Source organism: Ruegeria sp. HKCCE3926 (assembly GCF_017872515.1).
Classification (GTDB): domain Bacteria; phylum Pseudomonadota; class Alphaproteobacteria; order Rhodobacterales; family Rhodobacteraceae; genus Ruegeria.
Genome location: NZ_JAEDOU010000001.1, coordinates 947,535 through 964,847 on the forward strand (window position 1 = coordinate 947,535; position 17,313 = coordinate 964,847).

16 protein-coding genes are annotated in these 17,313 nt (G+C 59.1%); 14 read left to right on the top strand and 2 right to left on the bottom strand.

Going from position 1 to position 17,313, the window contains the following annotated elements; all coding sequences use genetic code 11:
• Nucleotides 1-95 precede the first annotated feature (95 nt).
• From I9184_RS04800 to I9184_RS04850, 11 genes are all read left to right on the top strand, one after another.
• Entirely contained in the window at nt 96-281 is a 186-nt protein-coding gene (locus I9184_RS04800; RefSeq protein WP_171115836.1) for a hypothetical protein, read from the top strand.
• A 23-nt stretch (nt 282-304) separates the two neighbouring features.
• Nucleotides 305-1,450 carry a TRAP transporter substrate-binding protein gene (locus tag I9184_RS04805; RefSeq protein ID WP_171632341.1) on the top strand — a complete coding sequence of 382 codons (1,146 nt, stop codon included), beginning with the start codon at nt 305-307 and terminating at the stop codon, nt 1,448-1,450.
• Nucleotides 1,451-1,561: 111 nt separating this feature from the next.
• Nucleotides 1,562-2,074, top strand: coding sequence for a TRAP transporter small permease (locus I9184_RS04810; RefSeq protein WP_171115839.1), 513 nt, complete (start codon nt 1,562-1,564; stop codon nt 2,072-2,074).
• 11 nt (nt 2,075-2,085) lie between these two features.
• A complete protein-coding gene (locus I9184_RS04815) occupies nt 2,086-3,414 on the top strand; it encodes a TRAP transporter large permease (protein WP_152458037.1) in 1,329 nt (442 codons plus the stop codon).
• A 12-nt stretch (nt 3,415-3,426) separates the two neighbouring features.
• Nucleotides 3,427-4,734, top strand: coding sequence for a histidinol dehydrogenase (gene hisD, locus I9184_RS04820; protein ID WP_171632344.1), 1,308 nt, complete (start codon nt 3,427-3,429; stop codon nt 4,732-4,734).
• Nucleotides 4,727-5,488, top strand: a complete 762-nt coding sequence (locus I9184_RS04825; protein WP_171723241.1) for an SDR family oxidoreductase — start codon at nt 4,727-4,729, stop codon at nt 5,486-5,488. Before hisD ends, I9184_RS04825 begins: the two co-directional genes overlap by 8 nt.
• A complete protein-coding gene (locus I9184_RS04830; protein WP_209833072.1) occupies nt 5,485-6,465 on the top strand; it encodes an alcohol dehydrogenase catalytic domain-containing protein in 981 nt (326 codons plus the stop codon). The genes I9184_RS04825 and I9184_RS04830 overlap by 4 nt, the downstream gene beginning before the upstream one ends.
• 23 nt (nt 6,466-6,488) lie before the next feature.
• Nucleotides 6,489-6,899 (top strand): universal stress protein, encoded by a 411-nt coding sequence (locus I9184_RS04835; protein ID WP_171632352.1) that lies wholly within the window; start codon nt 6,489-6,491, stop codon nt 6,897-6,899.
• 49 nt (nt 6,900-6,948) lie between these two features.
• Entirely contained in the window at nt 6,949-7,455 is a 507-nt protein-coding gene (locus tag I9184_RS04840; RefSeq protein WP_209833075.1) for a sulfopyruvate decarboxylase subunit alpha, read from the top strand.
• Nucleotides 7,452-8,006: a sulfopyruvate decarboxylase subunit beta gene (gene comE, locus I9184_RS04845; RefSeq protein ID WP_171228302.1), complete on the top strand. Its 555-nt coding sequence runs from the start codon at nt 7,452-7,454 to the stop codon at nt 8,004-8,006. The genes I9184_RS04840 and comE overlap by 4 nt, the downstream gene beginning before the upstream one ends.
• Nucleotides 8,006-9,112 carry an alpha-hydroxy acid oxidase gene (locus tag I9184_RS04850; RefSeq protein WP_209833077.1) on the top strand — a complete coding sequence of 369 codons (1,107 nt, stop codon included), beginning with the start codon at nt 8,006-8,008 and terminating at the stop codon, nt 9,110-9,112. Before comE ends, I9184_RS04850 begins: the two co-directional genes overlap by 1 nt.
• A gap of 52 nt (nt 9,113-9,164) precedes the next feature.
• Here I9184_RS04850 and I9184_RS04855 read toward each other — a convergent pair whose 3' ends face one another.
• Nucleotides 9,165-11,210 carry an ASKHA domain-containing protein gene (locus I9184_RS04855; protein WP_209833712.1) on the bottom strand — a complete coding sequence of 682 codons (2,046 nt, stop codon included), beginning with the start codon at nt 11,208-11,210 and terminating at the stop codon, nt 9,165-9,167.
• Nucleotides 11,211-11,426: 216 nt separating this feature from the next.
• Here I9184_RS04855 and guaB point away from each other — a divergent pair, with 216 nt between their 5' ends.
• From guaB to I9184_RS04870, 3 genes are all read left to right on the top strand, one after another.
• Complete coding sequence (gene guaB / locus I9184_RS04860) at nt 11,427-12,875, top strand: IMP dehydrogenase (protein ID WP_171632362.1); 1,449 nt, start codon at nt 11,427-11,429, stop codon at nt 12,873-12,875.
• A 92-nt stretch (nt 12,876-12,967) separates the two neighbouring features.
• Nucleotides 12,968-14,125 carry an RsmB/NOP family class I SAM-dependent RNA methyltransferase gene (locus I9184_RS04865; protein ID WP_209833078.1) on the top strand — a complete coding sequence of 386 codons (1,158 nt, stop codon included), beginning with the start codon at nt 12,968-12,970 and terminating at the stop codon, nt 14,123-14,125.
• Between the two features lie 110 nt (nt 14,126-14,235).
• Nucleotides 14,236-16,527 carry an ATP-binding protein gene (locus I9184_RS04870; RefSeq protein WP_209833080.1) on the top strand — a complete coding sequence of 764 codons (2,292 nt, stop codon included), beginning with the start codon at nt 14,236-14,238 and terminating at the stop codon, nt 16,525-16,527.
• A 5-nt stretch (nt 16,528-16,532) separates the two neighbouring features.
• Here I9184_RS04870 and I9184_RS04875 read toward each other — a convergent pair whose 3' ends face one another.
• On the bottom strand, nt 16,533-17,126 hold the full coding sequence (locus I9184_RS04875) for a sulfotransferase family 2 domain-containing protein (RefSeq protein WP_209833083.1): 594 nt from the start codon (nt 17,124-17,126) through the stop codon (nt 16,533-16,535).
• Between the last annotated feature and the right edge of the window lie 187 nt (nt 17,127-17,313).

The following is a 17,313-nucleotide window of genomic DNA, read 5'->3' on the forward strand; positions in this document are numbered from 1 at the left end:
TTTTTCCAGGGATGAAAGCGTTTATGTAAGCGCTTGCATTTGTGATGTAAGCGCTTACAAAGGTATCTGAGCCGATTCTGAAGGGAGTCCCGGAAATGTATCTCGCTGCATCAGTCATCGTTTTTGCGATCTATTTCGCAAATGTCGCTTTGGGTGCTTTTGCGAGCAGCGCGTTTCTTGGCGACGTTGGAGAGATGTTGGTTCTGTTCGCGGCTTCGATCCTGTTCGTTGTCGCAATTCTGAAAAAGGAAGCTGACCGGGACGCACAAGACGGCAGCTGAACTTTTGCTTGGGAGGGCAATTGATGAAAACCGACAAGACCGAACTGGCATCGGCCGAGCGCCGCAATTTTCTGAAACTGAGCGCCAGTGGCGCATTCACAGCCGCATTGGTCGCTGGGGCAGGGGGCGTTTTGTGGTCTTCCGAGGCCGCCGCGCAGACCGCGAAGGAAGAGAGCGAGCGTGAAAAGGCCGCAGATCACGTGATGACGGTGGCCACGGCTTATGTGCTTGGCGCGTCGCGCAGCTATCCGATCATGCAGCTGGACCTAAAGGAAAACATTCAGAACGCCACCAACGGCAAGGTCTATGTCAAACTGGCCCCCGGCGGTCAGCTTGGTGCAGGCGGCGCGCTGGTGCAGAAAGTGCAGGGCGGTACCATCCAGGCCGCGCAGCATTCGCTGTCGAATTTCGCGCCGTTCGCGTCGACAGTCGACCTGATCAACATGCCGTACCTGTGTGGCTCGAACCAGCGTTTCACCAACCTCGTCCATTCGGACACATGGAAAAGTGAGGTTCACCCCAAGGTCGAAGCGGCAGGGTTCAAGGCTCTGTTCTATGTGAACATCGACCCGCGGGTGGTTGCGGTTCGTCAGGGCGGCAATGCCGTGCTCACACCCGGTGATATGAGCGGGATCAAGTTCCGCGTGCCGGGATCGAAGATGCTGCAACAATACTACCGGATGGTCGGCGCCAACCCGACACCCGTTGCCTGGGGCGAGACCCCCTCGGCCATCAAGCAGGGCGTTGCGGATGCGCTCGATCCTTCGGTTGGCGCGCTCTATGTCTTTGGGTTCAAGGACATACTCAGCCATGTGACCTTCACGCAGGCGGTGCCGGACAGCCAGGTTTATTCCTGCAACCTGGAATGGTTCAACTCGATGCCGGCTGATGTGCAGGAAGGCATCATGTGGGGGTCGGAAATGACCAGCCATCAGAACCTGTCCAAGGTTCCGTCGGCCCGCGCCTATGCCATGGCAGAGCTGAACAAGGCTGGGGTGCAGTTCCACTCGCTCAGTGACGACCAACTGGCGGAATGGCAGGATGCCGGCGGGTATCAGAACGCCGATTGGGATCCGTTCAAGACAGAACTGGCCGGATCGATGGAAAACTTCGAAAAGCTGGTCGAAGCCGCCGGTACGCAGGGCAAATACTACGTCCACGACGCCTAAGGCCCAAGCCGTGGGCGCCAGACAGGCGTCCACGAACTTTACTTTCAGTCAGCCCGGCAACAACCCGCCACGTCAGGCGCGGGTCAGGCTGTCCCTGCGCCGGAGGATCAGATGACCATTCTTCAAAACATTGACCGAAACGCAGAGCGCTGGTTGCTGCTGGTGTTCTACGTGATGCTGGTGATTACCATGGCCATCGAAGTGCTGCGGCGCGAGATTTTTGCTTATTCGTCGATCTGGGGCGAGGAAATCGTTCGGTATTCCTTCATCTATCTGGCCTGGATCGGTGCCGCGGCTGCGGTGAAAGAGCGGGCGCATATCCGGATCGATGTGATCATGCATTACATCGGACCACGCCCCAAGGCGGTGCTGTATATTTTCGGCGATCTCGTGATGTTCGGCGTGGCGATCATCGCGCTCTACTGGTCGTATGAGGCGGTTCACGTCTCGGCCAAGTTCGGCTCGGTCACGGATGGGCTTCGGGTCTCGAAAGTCTGGTTCCTTATGGCGGTGCCCGCCGGATTCGCCTTGATGATATGGCGGCTGATCCAATCTTTCCTGCGTGACGTGAAATCGCTTCGGGACGGCACCCCCGTCTTCGAAGGCGACAAGCTGTTTGACTGAGGAGAACACGAATGCTTTGGAATTCCCTCAATCAAACCGTTGAACTGGGCTGGGATTTTTACCTGCCGGTGATCCTGTTCGTAGGCCTGATCGCCTTGGCCGTGCCCGTTTGGGCCGCCATTGGCACAGCGGCGATCGTGATGCTGATCATGTCCGGTGATCTGCCCCTCAGCCTGGTCGGAGAAAGCCTGTTCACAGGTATCGACGCATTTGCCCTGACCGCTGTTCCGTTGTTCATTCTGACCGGAGACGTTCTGGTGCGGACCGGTCTGTCGCGCAAATTCCTGGACGTGGCCGAGGCGCTGACATGCTTTGCCAAGGGCGGGTTCGGGTCGGCCACGGTTCTGGTCTGCGGCATGTTTGCTGCGATTTCAGGGTCGGATGCTGCCGGGGCGGCTGCGGTGGGTCGCATGACCATCAACCGGCTGGTGGAAAGCGGATATCCGCGCCCCTATGCCTGTGCTCTGGTTGCGGCTGGTGCCTGTACCGGCATCCTGATCCCGCCTTCGATCGCCTATATCATCATCGGCCTCGTGCTGGGTATTTCCGCCTCGACCCTGTTCCTTGCAGCCTTGATCCCGGGTCTGGCCATCCTGGTGTCGATCCTGATCACCAACATCATCATGAACCGCCTTTATGCCTATGAGGGCGGCGGCATGATGACCATGGGGGAATGGCTGGCCAATCTGGGCAAGGCGCTGAAATCGGGCTGGTACGCGTTCATTGTGCCGGGGATCATCTTCTACGGCATCTTCTCAGGTCGCCTGACCCCGACTGAAGCCGGCGCAACGGCCGTTGTCGTCACTATAATCATGGGTTTTATCCTGCGCACCCTGACGCTGGCAGATTTTCCATCGATGCTGGTCAGTTCGGCCAAGGTGAACGGAGTCATCCTGCCGATCATCGCCTTCTCGGCACCTTTGGCCGAAGCACTTGCGATCATGGGTGTCCCGCAGGGGTTCGTGGCCTCGGTCACGTCGCTGACCGATGATCCCTATCTGTTGATCTTGCTGATGATCGGCATCCTTATCGCAGCAGGCTGCGTGATGGAGACAACGCCGAACATCGTGATCCTGGCACCAATCCTAAAACCGCTGGCCGACAATATCGGCATGAACGAGATTCAGTTCTGCATCATGATGATCACCGCGTTGGGTGTGGGCTTTATCACGCCGCCGCTGGGACTGAACCTGTTCGTCGTATCTGGCATTACCGGTGAGTCCATTCTGAAGATTGCCGCCCGGGCCGTTCCTTTCGTACTGACCATGCTTATCGTGGTGATCCTGATCGCCTACGTGCCTGCTGTGTCGACCACCCTGCTTCCTGAAATCTACCAATAGGACCTGCTGAACATGCCTCGTGAATATTTGAAAAAGGCGACTCTAACCGCTCAATCGCATGCCTCTGAGGTGCATGATACGGTCAAGACCATCCTTGCCGACATCGAGGCGGGTGGCGACGACAAAGCACTGGAATATGCCCTCAAGTTCGACAAATACGAAGGAAATGTCCTGATGACGCAGGACGAGATTGATGCGGCCATCGTGCAGGTGCCGGAAAAACTGAAGGCCGATATACGCTTTGCTCACGACAACGTCCGTCGCTTTGCCGAGACGCAGAAGGCCACCGTGTCGGACGTACAGATGGAGATCGTTCCCGGTTTTGTTGCGGGGCAAAAGGCGATCCCGGTGGATGCAGCAGGATGCTATGTTCCCGGTGGGCGCTACAGCCATATCGCCAGCGCGATCATGACAGTGACAACGGCCAAGGTCGCCGGGTGCCGCCATATCACGGCCTGTTCTCCGCCCCGTCCGGGCGAGGGCGTGGCGCCAGCGATTGTCTATGCCGCGCATATTTGCGGAGCCGACAGCATTCTGGCCATGGGCGGTGTGCAGGGCGTGGCCGCCATGACCTATGGTTTGTTCGGTTTGCCGCGCGCCAATATCCTTGTGGGGCCGGGAAACCAGTTCGTGGCCGAGGCCAAACGCATCCTGTACGGCAAGGTTGGTATCGACATGATTGCGGGTCCGACCGACAGCCTGATCCTTGCCGATAGTTCCGCGGACGCCCACGTGGTGGCAACCGATCTGGTCAGTCAGGCCGAGCACGGGTACAATTCGCCCGTCTGGCTGGTGACGGATGATCGCGACCTTGCGCAGAAAGTCATGGAGCTGGTTCCGGTTTTGATCGATGATCTGCCAGAGCTGAACCGGGAAAACGCCTCGGCCGCGTGGCGCGACTATGCCGAAGTCATTGTCTGTTCCGACCGCGAAGAGATGGCCGCCTGTTCCGATGAATATGCGCCCGAGCACCTGACGGTTCAGGCCGAGGATCTGGATTGGTGGCTGGATCGCTTGACCTGCTATGGTTCGCTGTTCCTGGGTGAGGAAACCACCGTGTCCTACGGGGACAAGGCAACCGGAACGAACCATGTTCTGCCGACTTCGGGTGCGGCCAGTTACACCGGTGGTTTGAGTGTTCACAAATACATGAAGATCGTCACATGGCAGCGGGCTACACGTGAAGGATCGAAGTCGATCGCAGAAGCTACCGCACGGATTTCCCGACTGGAAGGTATGGAAGGTCACGCTCGCGCAGCGGATGTGCGTCTGGCCAAGTATTTCCCGGATGAACAGTTCGATCTGACCGCTGATGGATGACCCGCGCACATTGTTTGACCTGACGGGCCGGGTGGCTTGTATCACCGGCGCCAGTTCGGGGCTGGGGCGGCAGGTGGCGCGGACACTTGCCGCGGCCGGCGCGCGTGTTGTCGGCGTGGCGCGGCGCGGCGACGCTTTGGCGCAGATGCAGGCTGAAATCGGCGAACACGCAGAAGCCGTTGTTGCTGATGTCGCGGATCGAGCCGGAATCGGCGGGCTGGTGCAGGTGATCAATTCCAAGTTCGGCGCACCGGATATTCTGGTGCACGCGGCCGGGGTCAACACGCGTGAGCCCGCTGACGAGGTGACACCTGATGGCTGGGATGCCACGCTTGCCCTAAACCTCAGCGCGCCGTTTTTCCTCAGCCAGGCGATGGTGCCTGAAATGAAGAAAAAGGGGTGGGGGCGCATCGTCAATTTCGCCTCGCTGCAAACGACGCGGGCCTTTCCGGGCGGCATTGCCTATGGGGCCACCAAGGCCGGGATCGCGCAATTGACCCGTGCCATGGCCGAAGCCTGGTCGCCATTTGGCATTACCGCCAACGCAATCGGTCCGGGGTTCTTTCCGACCGAGCTGACCCAGGCCGTGTTTGACGACCCCCAGCGCGCGGAACGCAACGCCGCTCAAACCTGCATAGGGCGCAATGGGCGGATGCAGGATATCGACGGGCCGATCCTGTTTTTGTGCTCGAACGCGTCCGGCTATGTCACGGGGCAGGTTCTTATGGTTGATGGAGGGTTCACAGCCAAATGAAGGCACTGGTTTACCAAGGAGTGGAACAGATGGTGTTCGGTGATGTGCCGGATGCCGAGGCCGGTCCGTCGGAGCATTTGATCCGGATCGAAGCGGTCGGCATCTGCGGCTCGGACATGCACGCCTATCTGGGCCATGATGCCCGCCGTCCGGCTCCGCTGATCCTGGGGCACGAGGCGGCCGGTGTGATTGTTGACGGGATACGTGCCGGTGATCGTGTCACGATCAATCCGCTGGTAAGCTGCGGGCAATGCGCAGCCTGCCTTGCCGGCCGGGAAAACCTGTGCCCGGATCGCCAGATCATCTCGATGCCTCCGCGCGAAGGGGCGTTTGCTCAATACGTTACAATGCCTGCCAGCAACCTTGTTGAAGTACCTGAGGATGTTTCGTTTGCCAAAGCCGCGCTGGCGGAACCGCTTGCCGTCAGCTGGCATACGGTCCGGTTGGGGATCGAGGCTCTGCATCCTGCAATGGACCGTCGCGCACTGGTGATCGGCGGCGGGGCCATCGGCCTTGCGGCGGCATTGGTCTTGCGGGCAATGGGCGTTGACGATGTGACCATCGCGGAACCAAACCAGCTGCGTCGCAACTACCTGGCGAAAATCGAAAGCTTTGCGCTGGTGGAGTCAGCCAAAGGGACTTACCCGTTGGTCATAGATGCCGTGGGTTACGCTGCGACGCGGTCGGTTGCCTCGGCCAAGGCCGAACCGGGCGGCGTGATCGCGCATGTGGGTTTGGGTGAGGATACCGGTGGTCTGGATGTTCGCCGGATGACCTTGCAGGAAATCACATTCATAGGGACTTACACATACACCGCCAAAGACTTTCGTCAGACGGCTCAGGCGATCTTTGACGGGCGGCTGGGGGCTCTGGACTGGATAGAAGAACGCGCCCTTGCCGACGGAGCGCAAGCGTTTTGCGATATCCGGTCTGGCGCCGTGGCCGCACCGAAGATTATCCTGAGACCCTGGGGATAGAACTGACAGAACTGGAGACCTTCATGTACACGAAAATACTGGTCCCGTTAGCTTTGGATCACGGCATATCGCAACACACGCTGGAAATCGCACGGGCCTTGTCAGGAGAGGGCGCAGAAATAATTGCGCTGCATGTCTACGAGATGCCTCAGGGATCGGTCAGCGCCTATCTGGACAAATCGGTTGTCGCCGAAGGGTTCGAACGGGCCCGTTTGCAACTGTTGCAAAAAGTCGAAGGGCTTGAAGGGGTGAGGGCCGAAATCGTCAAAGGCCATACCGCGCGGTCAATCATCGACTATGCCAGCAGCAAGAATGTCGACTGTATCGTGATCGGCTCGCACAAGCCGGACCTGAGCGACTACTTCCTGGGATCGACCGCTTCGCGCGTCGTCCGCCATGCCCCCTGTGCCGTACACGTGCACCGAAGGGCCTGAATTCCTCAATCGCGCGTCTAGCGCCCCAAACAGGACCAAAAGCTGGATCATGAACATAGACAAAAAGATCACCGACGATCTGCTGGCCAACGATATCTCGTTTGTCACCACTGTCCCGTGCAAGCAATTGGCAGGTGTCATCGCGGAAATCGACGAGCGCGAAGGCATCTATCACATCCCGTCCAACAAGGAAGACGAAGGGATGGGCCTGTGTGCAGGGGCGTGGATGGGCGGCAAGCGGCCCGCGATCATCATGCAGAACACAGCCATTGGCGTGACGATCAATACGCTGGCGACGCTGATCCAGTATTACCGGATGCCGCTGCCGATGCTGATATCGTACCGGGGGGAACTGCGCGAACCGATTGCCTGCCAGGTTGAAATGGCGGTTCACACCAAGGCGCTGCTGGCTCAGCTGAACGTCCCCACCTACCACTTCCACCATCAGGCCGACGTCGAAGAGCTCGACGCGATCCTGAAATATACCTTCATGTGCAACAAGCCGGTCGCCATCCTGACCGACGCCAATTTCTGGGGAGGCTATGGCGACCAATGATCCGTTCTGAAATCCTGAAGGAAATCGCCCCGATCCTGCGTGATCAACTGGTTGTCTGCAACATCGGCATCCCCAGCCAGGAACTGCATGCCATCGACGACCAGCCAACCAACTTCTACATGCTTGGCACCATGGGGCTTGCGTCCTCGATCGGTCTGGGGTTGGCGCTGTCACAGCCGAAGCCGGTGATCGTCATCGACGGCGACGGCTCGATCCTGACCAATCTGGGCACCCTGCCAACGATCGCCAACAACGTGGCGGACAATTACATCTTGCTGATCGTGGACAATGGCTCGTACGGCTCGACCGGCGATCAGCCGACCTATGCGGGGCAGAAAACCTCGCTTGCGAAAATGGCCGAGGCCGCCGGGTGTGAGCGCGTGATCGAATGTGCCGCCGAAGACACCGGGCGCGTACTGCAAGAGGCGCTGGATGCCAAACAGATGACCATCATCGTCAGCAAATGCGAAAGCGGCAATGCCAAGATGCCGCCGATCACGATGGATCCAGTGGTCATCCGCGACCGCTTCATGAAGGCCGTTCAGGCCTGATGGGCACAAGCGCCATCCACAGCGCCGAGGACGCCCGCCGCCTGGCGCGGCGGCGTCTTCCGTGGATGGTGTTCGACTATATTGATGGTGCAGCCGGGGCCGAGATGGGAGCCGGTCGCAATCGGTCCGCTTTGGATGCAATGACTTTGCGCCCGCGTATCCTGCGCGACGTCAGTGAAAGATCTCTGGCAAGTTCGCTGTTCGACCGGCCCGCGAAACGCCCGTTTGGTATCGCGCCGATGGGCATGTGCAATTTGTCCGCGCCGGGTGCCGACTTGATGCTGGCCCGCATCGCGGCACGCCACGAGGTGCCGCTTGGGGTTTCGACTGTGGCCTCGACCGCGATGGAGGATCTGATCGTCGAAGCGGAAGGCCATGCCTGGTTCCAGCTGTATTTCAGCGGCGATGGCAGCGGCACGTTCAAGTTGGTCGATCGCGCCAAGGCAGCGGGGTACGAGACACTGGTGCTGACCGTGGATGTGCCCGAGGTTGGCCGACGCCCGCGCGAGTTGCGTCATGGGTTCAAGATGCCTTTCAAAATGGGGCCAAAGCAGGTGATGGATTTTGCCCTGCACCCCCGGTGGTCCTTGCCGGTCCTGCTGAAAGGCAAGCCGGAAATGGCGAATTTCCGGATGGATGGCTACGACTTCGACCGCACCGAAAGCCGCGCCAAGGCCACGTGGGAGACATTGGCCCGTCTGCGCGACCAGTGGACCGGAAAACTGGTGGTCAAAGGCGTATTGGATGCAGACGACGCGCAAAGGCTCAAGTCAGCGGGCGTGGACGCCATTCAGGTCTCAAGCCATGGTGCGCGCCAGTTGGAAAGTGCGCCCGCGCCAATCACGGTTCTGCCCGAGATACGCAAGGCCGTCGGTCCGGATTTTCCGCTTTTCTACGACAGCGGGCTGCGTTCTGGTGAAGACGTCCTCAAGGCACTTGCGAACGGGGCGGACTTTGCCTTTTTCGGCCGTATCCTTCAGTTTGCAATTGCGGCCGAAGGCGAAAAGGGTCTGGCGCAGCTATGGTCGGTACTCAGCGAAGAAATCAGCATCGCCATGGCCCAGCTGGGCGTCACGTCGCTGGACGAGGTCCGACGCAACGCCTGATGTGGGTGACGGCAATGACCCGAGGTTTCCCACGGGGCATTGAACTGTCGGTTTAACCGCGGCGCCTGCGACGCCGCCCGCCGCCTGCTTCGGTTTCGCCGCCGGTGTTGAAGCTTGGGTTGGGCAGTGTGACAACCTGGGCCAGTTCCGGAAACGGATCCGTCTTGTGCGGGATCGCATTGGCGGCCACGAAATGATCCTGAAACTTCGGCTCAATGGCGGTTTCGATCTTGGTGATCTCGCGCACGACGCGCTCGATCTCGGCGCGCGATCCGATATTGCACAGCGCGATACGTGCGCCGGTGCCTGCGGCGTTGCCCGCGCTCGAGACTTTTTCCAGCGGCGCATCGGGAATCATTCCCAGCACCATGGCGTGTTTGGTCGAGATATGCGCGCCGAACGCACCGGCCAGAACCACGCGATCCACTTTTTCGACCTTCATTTCGTCCATCAGCAGGCGTGCACCTGCGTACAATGCGGATTTCGCAAGCTGAATGGCACGGATGTCACCCTGCGTGACCGTGATGCGGGGGCCGCCTTCGGCGCTGGCATCGTGGATCAGATAGGCGTGTGTGCGACCTTCGGGCACGCAGCGTGCAGTGCCGGTCTGTTCCGCCGATCCGATCAGGCCGCCTTCGTCCAGCAGGCCTGCGATACGCATCTCGGCCACTGCTTCGATGATACCGGATCCGCAGATGCCTGTGATCCCGGTCGTGGCGATTTCCTGATCAAAGCCCTCTTCGTCGGACCATTTTTCAGACCCGATGACGCGGAACCGGGGTTCCTTGGTGACAGGGTCGATCTCAATTCTCTCGATCGCCCCGGGTGCGGCGCGCTGGCCTGAACTGATCTGAGCGCCTTCGAAAGCAGGCCCGGTGGGCGAGGAGCAGGCGAGCACGCGGCTGGTATTGCCAAGCAGGATTTCGGCGTTGGTGCCCACGTCGACGATCAGAACCAGATCCTGCGACTTTCCGGGTTCTTCAGACAGGGCCACCGCCGCGCAGTCCGCGCCCACATGGCCTGCGATACAGGGCAGGATATAGACCTGCGCGCGTGGGTTCATGGTTGTCAGATCCATGTCGCGGGCGGGCAGGGACATGCTTTCCGACGTTGCCAACGCAAACGGGGCCTGACCCAGTTCAACCGGGTCCAGCCCCAGCAGCAAGTGATGCATAACCGGGTTGCAGACGAACACAGTTTCCACGATCAGAGAGGCATCGATGCCTGCCTCTTCGGCAATCGACGTGGCCAGGTCATTGATTGCCTCGCGCACTGCCTTGGTCATCTCTTGATCGCCGCCGGGGTTCATCATGGAATACGAAACACGGCTCATCAGGTCTTCGCCGAACCGGATCTGGGGATTCATGAGGCCGGAGGATGCCTTGACCTCGCCGGTTTCCAGATCGGTCAGATGCGCGGCGATGGTGGTCGATCCGAGGTCGATGGCCAGACCATACAGCCCGCCTTCATGCAGGCCGGGCCAGATTTCGACGATACGCGCCACGCTGTCCTTGTGACCTTTGTGGACCGCCACGGTGACTTCCCATTTACCCTTGCGCAGAACCGGTTGAAGTTTGGACATCAGTGTCAGGTCCGCCGTGACGGCTTCGATGTCCCACTGTTCGCGCAACGCGCGCTCGAGCCGTTCCAGATCGCCGGTGGGCGAATGCATGTCGGGTTCTTCCACCACAACGAAGAAAAGGCGCGTGGCCGGATCCATCGTGATGGCACGCGCGGCTGCCGCCTTGCGCACGACCTGCCGGTGCACCTGGCTTTCCGGCGGTACGTCGATCACCACGTCGCCCTGAACCGAGGCCTGACAGCCCAGACGGCGGCCCGGTTTCAGACCACGTTTGTCCTCATAACGCTGTTCGACGGCGTTCCATTCGCTTAACGCATCCTCTGACACCGTGACGCCGTGCTTGGGAAATTCACCATAGCTGGGTGTGATCTGGCACTTTGAACAGATGCCGCGGCCCCCGCAGACCGAATCCAGATCCACCCCCAATTGACGGGCTGCCGTCAGAATTGGGGTGCCGACGGGGAAGTGCCCGCGTTTGCCGGAAGGGGTAAAGACGACAAGAGGGTCGGTGGTCATCAGTGACATACCTTTTCATATTCGCGCGTATGCCGGGCAAGATATGGGTTTGCGCGAAAAGGGAAAGACCATCTGCGGCACGATCTGCACAACGAGCGTCGTTTTCTTCCACTGCAACGACAACCAGAGCCAAAGAGTTGCCCCCAAGGGCTTTTCCTTTGGTTCAATCCATGTAATAGGGTCACCGCCAAACGGGCTTTTGCATGGGGTATTCAGATGCAGATTCGTGAGGCACTTACCTTTGACGACGTTCTCCTGGTTCCGGGCGCATCTTCCGTGCTGCCGGCAACGGCGGATACGACCACGCGTGTGACGCGCGAAATCACCATGAACATCCCATTGCTGAGTTCGGCCATGGACACCGTGACCGAGGCGCGCATGGCCATTGCCATGGCTCAGGCGGGCGGCATCGGTGTGGTACACAAGAACCTTTCGGTGGAAGAACAGGCCCGCGAAGTCCGCCGGGTCAAGCGGTTTGAGTCCGGTATTGTCTATAACCCGGTGACATTGCGGGTGGATCAGACATTGGCGGACGCCAACGCGCTGGTACAGCGCTACAACTTCACCGGTTTTCCGGTTGTCGACGAGCAGGGCCGCGTGGTGGGTATTCTGACCAACCGCGACATGCGCTTTGCGAACTCGGACGATACGCCGGTACACGCGATGATGACTTCGGAAAACCTGGCGATGCTGCAGGAACCGGCCGATCTGGAAGAAGCCAAAAGCCTGATGCGGGCGCGCCGTATCGAAAAGCTGCTGGTCGTGGATGGTGGCGGCAAGCTGACCGGTCTACTGACGCTTAAGGATACAGAGCAGGCCGTTTTGAACCCAACCGCCTGCAAGGACCGCCTGGGTCGCCTGCGGGTCGCTGCGGCGACGTCAGTCGGGGATGCCGGGTTCGAACGATCCGAGCAATTGGTGGATTCGGGTGTCGACATCATCGTCGTCGATACGGCGCATGGTCATTCTCAGGGCGTGCTGGACGCTGTAAAGCGGGTCAAGACCCTGTCGAACGAGGTTCAGATCATTGCCGGGAACGTTGCAACAGGAGAAGCGACCAAAGCCCTGATCGATGCTGGTGCCGACGCGATCAAGGTGGGCATCGGCCCGGGATCGATCTGTACCACACGGATGGTGGCGGGGGTTGGCGTCCCGCAGTTGACCGCGATCAGCGATTGTGCGGCGGCAGCGGGCGACGTTCCGGTCATCGCGGATGGTGGCATCAAGTTCTCGGGTGACTTTGCAAAGGCGATCGCGGCCGGGGCGTCCTGCGCCATGGTCGGGTCGATGATTGCGGGCACCGACGAAAGCCCGGGCGAGGTGATCCTGTATCAGGGCCGTTCGTTCAAATCCTATCGCGGGATGGGCAGCCTGGGTGCAATGGCGCGCGGTTCAGCCGACCGCTATTTCCAGAAAGATGCAGCCAATGACAAACTGGTGCCCGAAGGCATCGAAGGGCAGGTGCCCTACAAAGGCTCGGCCAGTGCCGTGATCCACCAGCTGGTTGGCGGCTTGCGTGCGGCGATGGGGTATACCGGCTGCGCCACTATCGAAGAGATGCGCAAGAACTGCAATTTCGTGAAAATTACAGGCGCTGGTCTGAAGGAAAGCCACGTCCACGATGTTCAGATCACCCGCGAAAGCCCGAACTACCGGGTCATGTAAGCCATCCAGCAAGACACATGGCACCCGTATACTGGTGCCTATTTGCCACTTGGATCGGCCAGCCGGGCCCATTTCCGCCGAGGTATTCCACAATGACACCCGCCGCCCGTGTTCAGGCCTCGATCGAAATTCTGGATGATATTCTGGCTGGCGCGCCGGTCGAAAAAGCACTCACCGGCTGGGCTCGGCGCAGTCGCTTCGCCGGATCCAAGGATCGGGCAGCCATTCGCGATCACGTATTCGACGCGCTGCGACGCAAGCGCTCGTACGCTGCGTTGGGAGGGTCCGACACCGGGCGCGGTTTGATGATCGGTGCGACCCGTGCGTCAGGCGGGGATCTGGCCGAGTTGTTCACCGGCAACCGTCACGCTCCGATGCCGGTTCAGGAAACGGAAACGGCGCGGGATTTCGCGTCCGAGGCCGAGAGATATGACATTCCGGAGTGGCTGTGGCCTCGGTTCGTTGACTCTCTGAAGGATGCCTTGGTTCCTTGCGCGATGTCATTGCAGAACCGGGCACCCGTTCACCTGCGGGTCAACTTGGGAAAAACCGATCTGGGCGAGGCCATCGACGCCTTGAAGTCCGAGGGTATTGTCGCCCATCCGGTTCAGGTATGCCAAACCGCCCTTGAAGTGACAGAGGGGGCCCGGCGCATTGCCCAAAGCCAGGCCTATGCCCGGGGCCTGGTCGAACTTCAGGACGCTGCAAGCCAGGCGGTTGTGGCCGCGCTGGATCTGCGGCCGGGAATGCGCGTTCTGGATTATTGCGCGGGTGGTGGCGGCAAGGCGCTGGCGCTTGCAGCGCACGAGGGCGTCGAAGTGTACGCCCATGATGTGAATTCCGGCCGCATGAAAGATATTCCGACGCGGGCGGAACGAGCAGGCGCAAAGATAACCATCCTCAACACCGATGACCTTTCAGGTGTTGATCCGTTTGATGTTGTTTTGGTTGATGCGCCGTGCTCTGGCAGCGGATCTTGGCGAAGGGCGCCGGCCGGGAAATGGGCCTTGACCGAGGATCGCTTGCGGGACCTCACCACCATTCAGGCCCGTATTTTATCCGACATTGCGCCTTTGGTGCATCCGGGCGGCCGGCTGGCCTACGCAACCTGTTCGGTTATGAACGATGAAAACGGCGCGATCATAGACGATTTTCTGGATCACTTTTCCCAGTGGCGGGAAACCTTCCGGAAAACGTGGCACGTTACACACGAATCTGACGGGTTCTTTACGTCGCACTTGACGCGCTGAGCTTTTGGCAAATAACAACCTTGGGTAGATTGCTGATTTCCGAACGCCGTTAAGCGGGAATTAACCAATTTTGGCCGTTATAGCCGATAACTTTGCGCCCGAGCCGTTTTATGTCTGACACAGTAGAATTTTTCAGCGACCCATCTCTTGTCCACACGCCCTCGGCATCTCGTCTATGGTCGTTGGTGGCGGTGGCATTACTGATCAGCATTGCCCCCATGGTCGGGTTGTTGCCACCGGATTGGACCATGGGCATGATGGTCGCGGGAACTTCGCTTTTGATTGTGGCACTATGCGTCGTGATCAAAGGCCAGGTCGACGTCAGACATGCGCAACAAACCACTGCCGTCATGGCCGCGTTTGCAGAACAGGACGAGTCACCTTTCCTGATCGCAAATGCCTATGGCGACATTCTGGCATCCAACGCACCAGCGCGGGAACAATTCGGCGCGGCGAAAGGAGCCAGCCTTGAAAACTGCCTCGGTTCGACGTTCTCGACGCCTCAGGTGATTTTGTTGAGGTTGCAATCTCAGGCCCGATCATTCGGTCGGGCCCGGGAAGACTGCGTGATCAGGGGAAACACAAGCAGTGTAACCGTGTTTCAATTGGCTTCCGACATTTTTTGCTGGCGGTTTCAACAGTCAGAACAGGAAAGCTGGCAGTCTCTCAACCTGCCGGTCCTGACCATCGGATGCGCGGATGATGTGGTGTGCCCGAATCCGGCGGCGAAAAAGTTGCTTGGGCTGCGTCCCGGTCGGGTTCGCGACGTCTTCAGTGATGCTGACCCCCGGGTCGGAGCCTCAAACATTATCAAGTCACAGGACGGAATGATACCGGTCGCTGTGACGGAGCTTTCCCGATCCAGCAAGGAACGAAGCCTTGGTTTGGTGCCGCTCATTGAAACTCCGGCGCCCGGGGCCAGCACGTCTTTTGCAGATCTTCCGGTTCCGGGTCTCACCCTGTCTCCGGCGGGGGCCATTCTGAATGCCAACAGGCTGGCGAATAAGTTGCTTGGAAATGAAAGCCTGGAAGGCACGAACATAGCCGACATCATGCGGGGTATGGGGCACCCCATTCTGGATTGGCTGGCGCGGACGGCCGCGCAAGAAGATGCGCAACGATCCGAGTTTCTTCAGTTGACCCGAAAAGACAAGGAAGTCTTCGTACAGGTCACGCTGAGCCGTGTCGTTGTCGATGGCAAGATCTGTCTGATCGCGGTTCTGAATGATGCGACCGAGTTGAAGACTCTGGAGGCTCAATTCGTCCAAGGGCAGAAAATGCAAGCTGTGGGTCAATTGGCCGGCGGGGTCGCACATGATTTCAACAACCTGCTGACGGCCATTTCCGGGCATTGCGACCTGCTGTTGTTGCGTCACGATCAGAATGACCCGGATTATGGGGATCTGGTTCAGATCAATCAGAACGCCAACCGGGCCGCTGCGCTAGTCAGCCAGCTTCTGGCATTCTCGCGCAAACAGACTCTCAGGCCCGAAGTTCTGGATTTGCGCGACACGATCTCGGATCTCATTCACTTGTTGAACCGGTTGGTGGGCGAAAAAGTTCTGCTGACCCTCAGTCATGATCCGGTGTTAAAGCCGGTTCGGGCGGACAAACGGCAGTTGGAACAGGTGTTGATGAACCTTGTCGTAAACGCGCGCGATGCCATGCCAGACGGGGGCGAGATCCGTATCGAGACCGAGGTATTGAACCTGTCGCAACCGCTCAGCAGGGACAGGGCGACCGTCCAGCCCGGCGAATACGTTACGGTCAGGGTCATGGACAGCGGTGTGGGAATACCTGCCGACAAACTGCAAAAGGTTTTCGAGCCGTTCTATACGACAAAGCGTACGGGTGAGGGCACAGGGCTTGGGCTTTCAACAGCGTATGGCATCGTCAAGCAGACGGGCGGTTTCATCTTTGTCGACAGCACGGTGGGTCGAGGCACCGAGTTCACCGTTTTTCTACCGGTTTGCGCCACGGTGGCAGAGGCTGAACAGGACATTCCGGCCCAGCCCGAAACCGAAAGCGCCCGACAAGGAGAGGGCGTCGTGCTTTTGGTTGAAGACGAAGCGCCGGTCCGCGCCTTCGCAACCCGGGCCCTGCGTCTCAAGGGCTATACCGTGCTGGAGGCGGATTCGGCCGAGGAAGCTCTGCGGCTTCTGGAGGATCCATCTTTGAACGTCGACGTATTCGTAACGGATGTGGTCATGCCCGGCATGGATGGTCCGACCTGGGTGCGTAAAGCTCGGGAATCACGCCCGGATGCCCGCGTGGTCTTCGTATCCGGTTACACGGAAGGTGCCTTTGGCGATTCAGAACCCGAGATCGCCAACTCGACCTTCCTGCCCAAGCCGTTTTCCCTCACCCAGTTGACCGAGGCGGTTTTCCAACAGCTGAACTGAGCACCCTACAAGGCTGCATCGTGGAGCGCGAATTCCTCTACGTGTCTTTTGCGAAATTTTTGCCGTGTTTCGGGCGTCAGCGTCAGATCACCCGGTGGTGATACATTCTCTCGTGGCAGGTCGATCTGCATATTCAGTCGCGCTTGCAGGAAGTCGAGAATTTTGTCCTGGTTTTCGTATTTGAAAATATGCGTGGCGCCGCGACCATTGCTGCGGGTACGGAAAAACTGGCTTTGGCTACCAACATCGGCAAAATCCGGACGCGGGTTTGTGATATAGGCCTGCACAAACGTGTCGAAACTCATGTCTCGGGTCGAATGGACGTGACCGATCAGGTCGGCGCGGCTGCGAAATCGATACCAGCTGCCCAGCCAGTCAACGGGTTCGCGAACAACTGCCAGGATCTCCATCTCGGTATCGTACATTTTCCGAAAAATGTTCTGGAAGAACCGATCATACCTGCGCACCGGAGCATGTTTGAGCTCGGGAGGATGAGTGACGACGATATCAGCGCGATCCCGCAACGCCGTGTGATAAGCCGTGCTGCCGGTTTTCGGAACGGCAAGGAAGGCAAGGCGTTCCTCATAGAAAACAAGCATTTAATTGCTCCAATTGTCATCCGGCTATGCGCGCAGATTGTCGTAAAGGACTTCTTAATACAATTGCTGAAGACTAAATCCCGTAAGTTTTTATTGAAATGTTCTTCTTTTGGTCCCATAAGGAACAAGAGGCGAACAAAGCAGCGATTGCCGCCCGATCAAGGGTGTGACAAAAGGGAAGGCGACA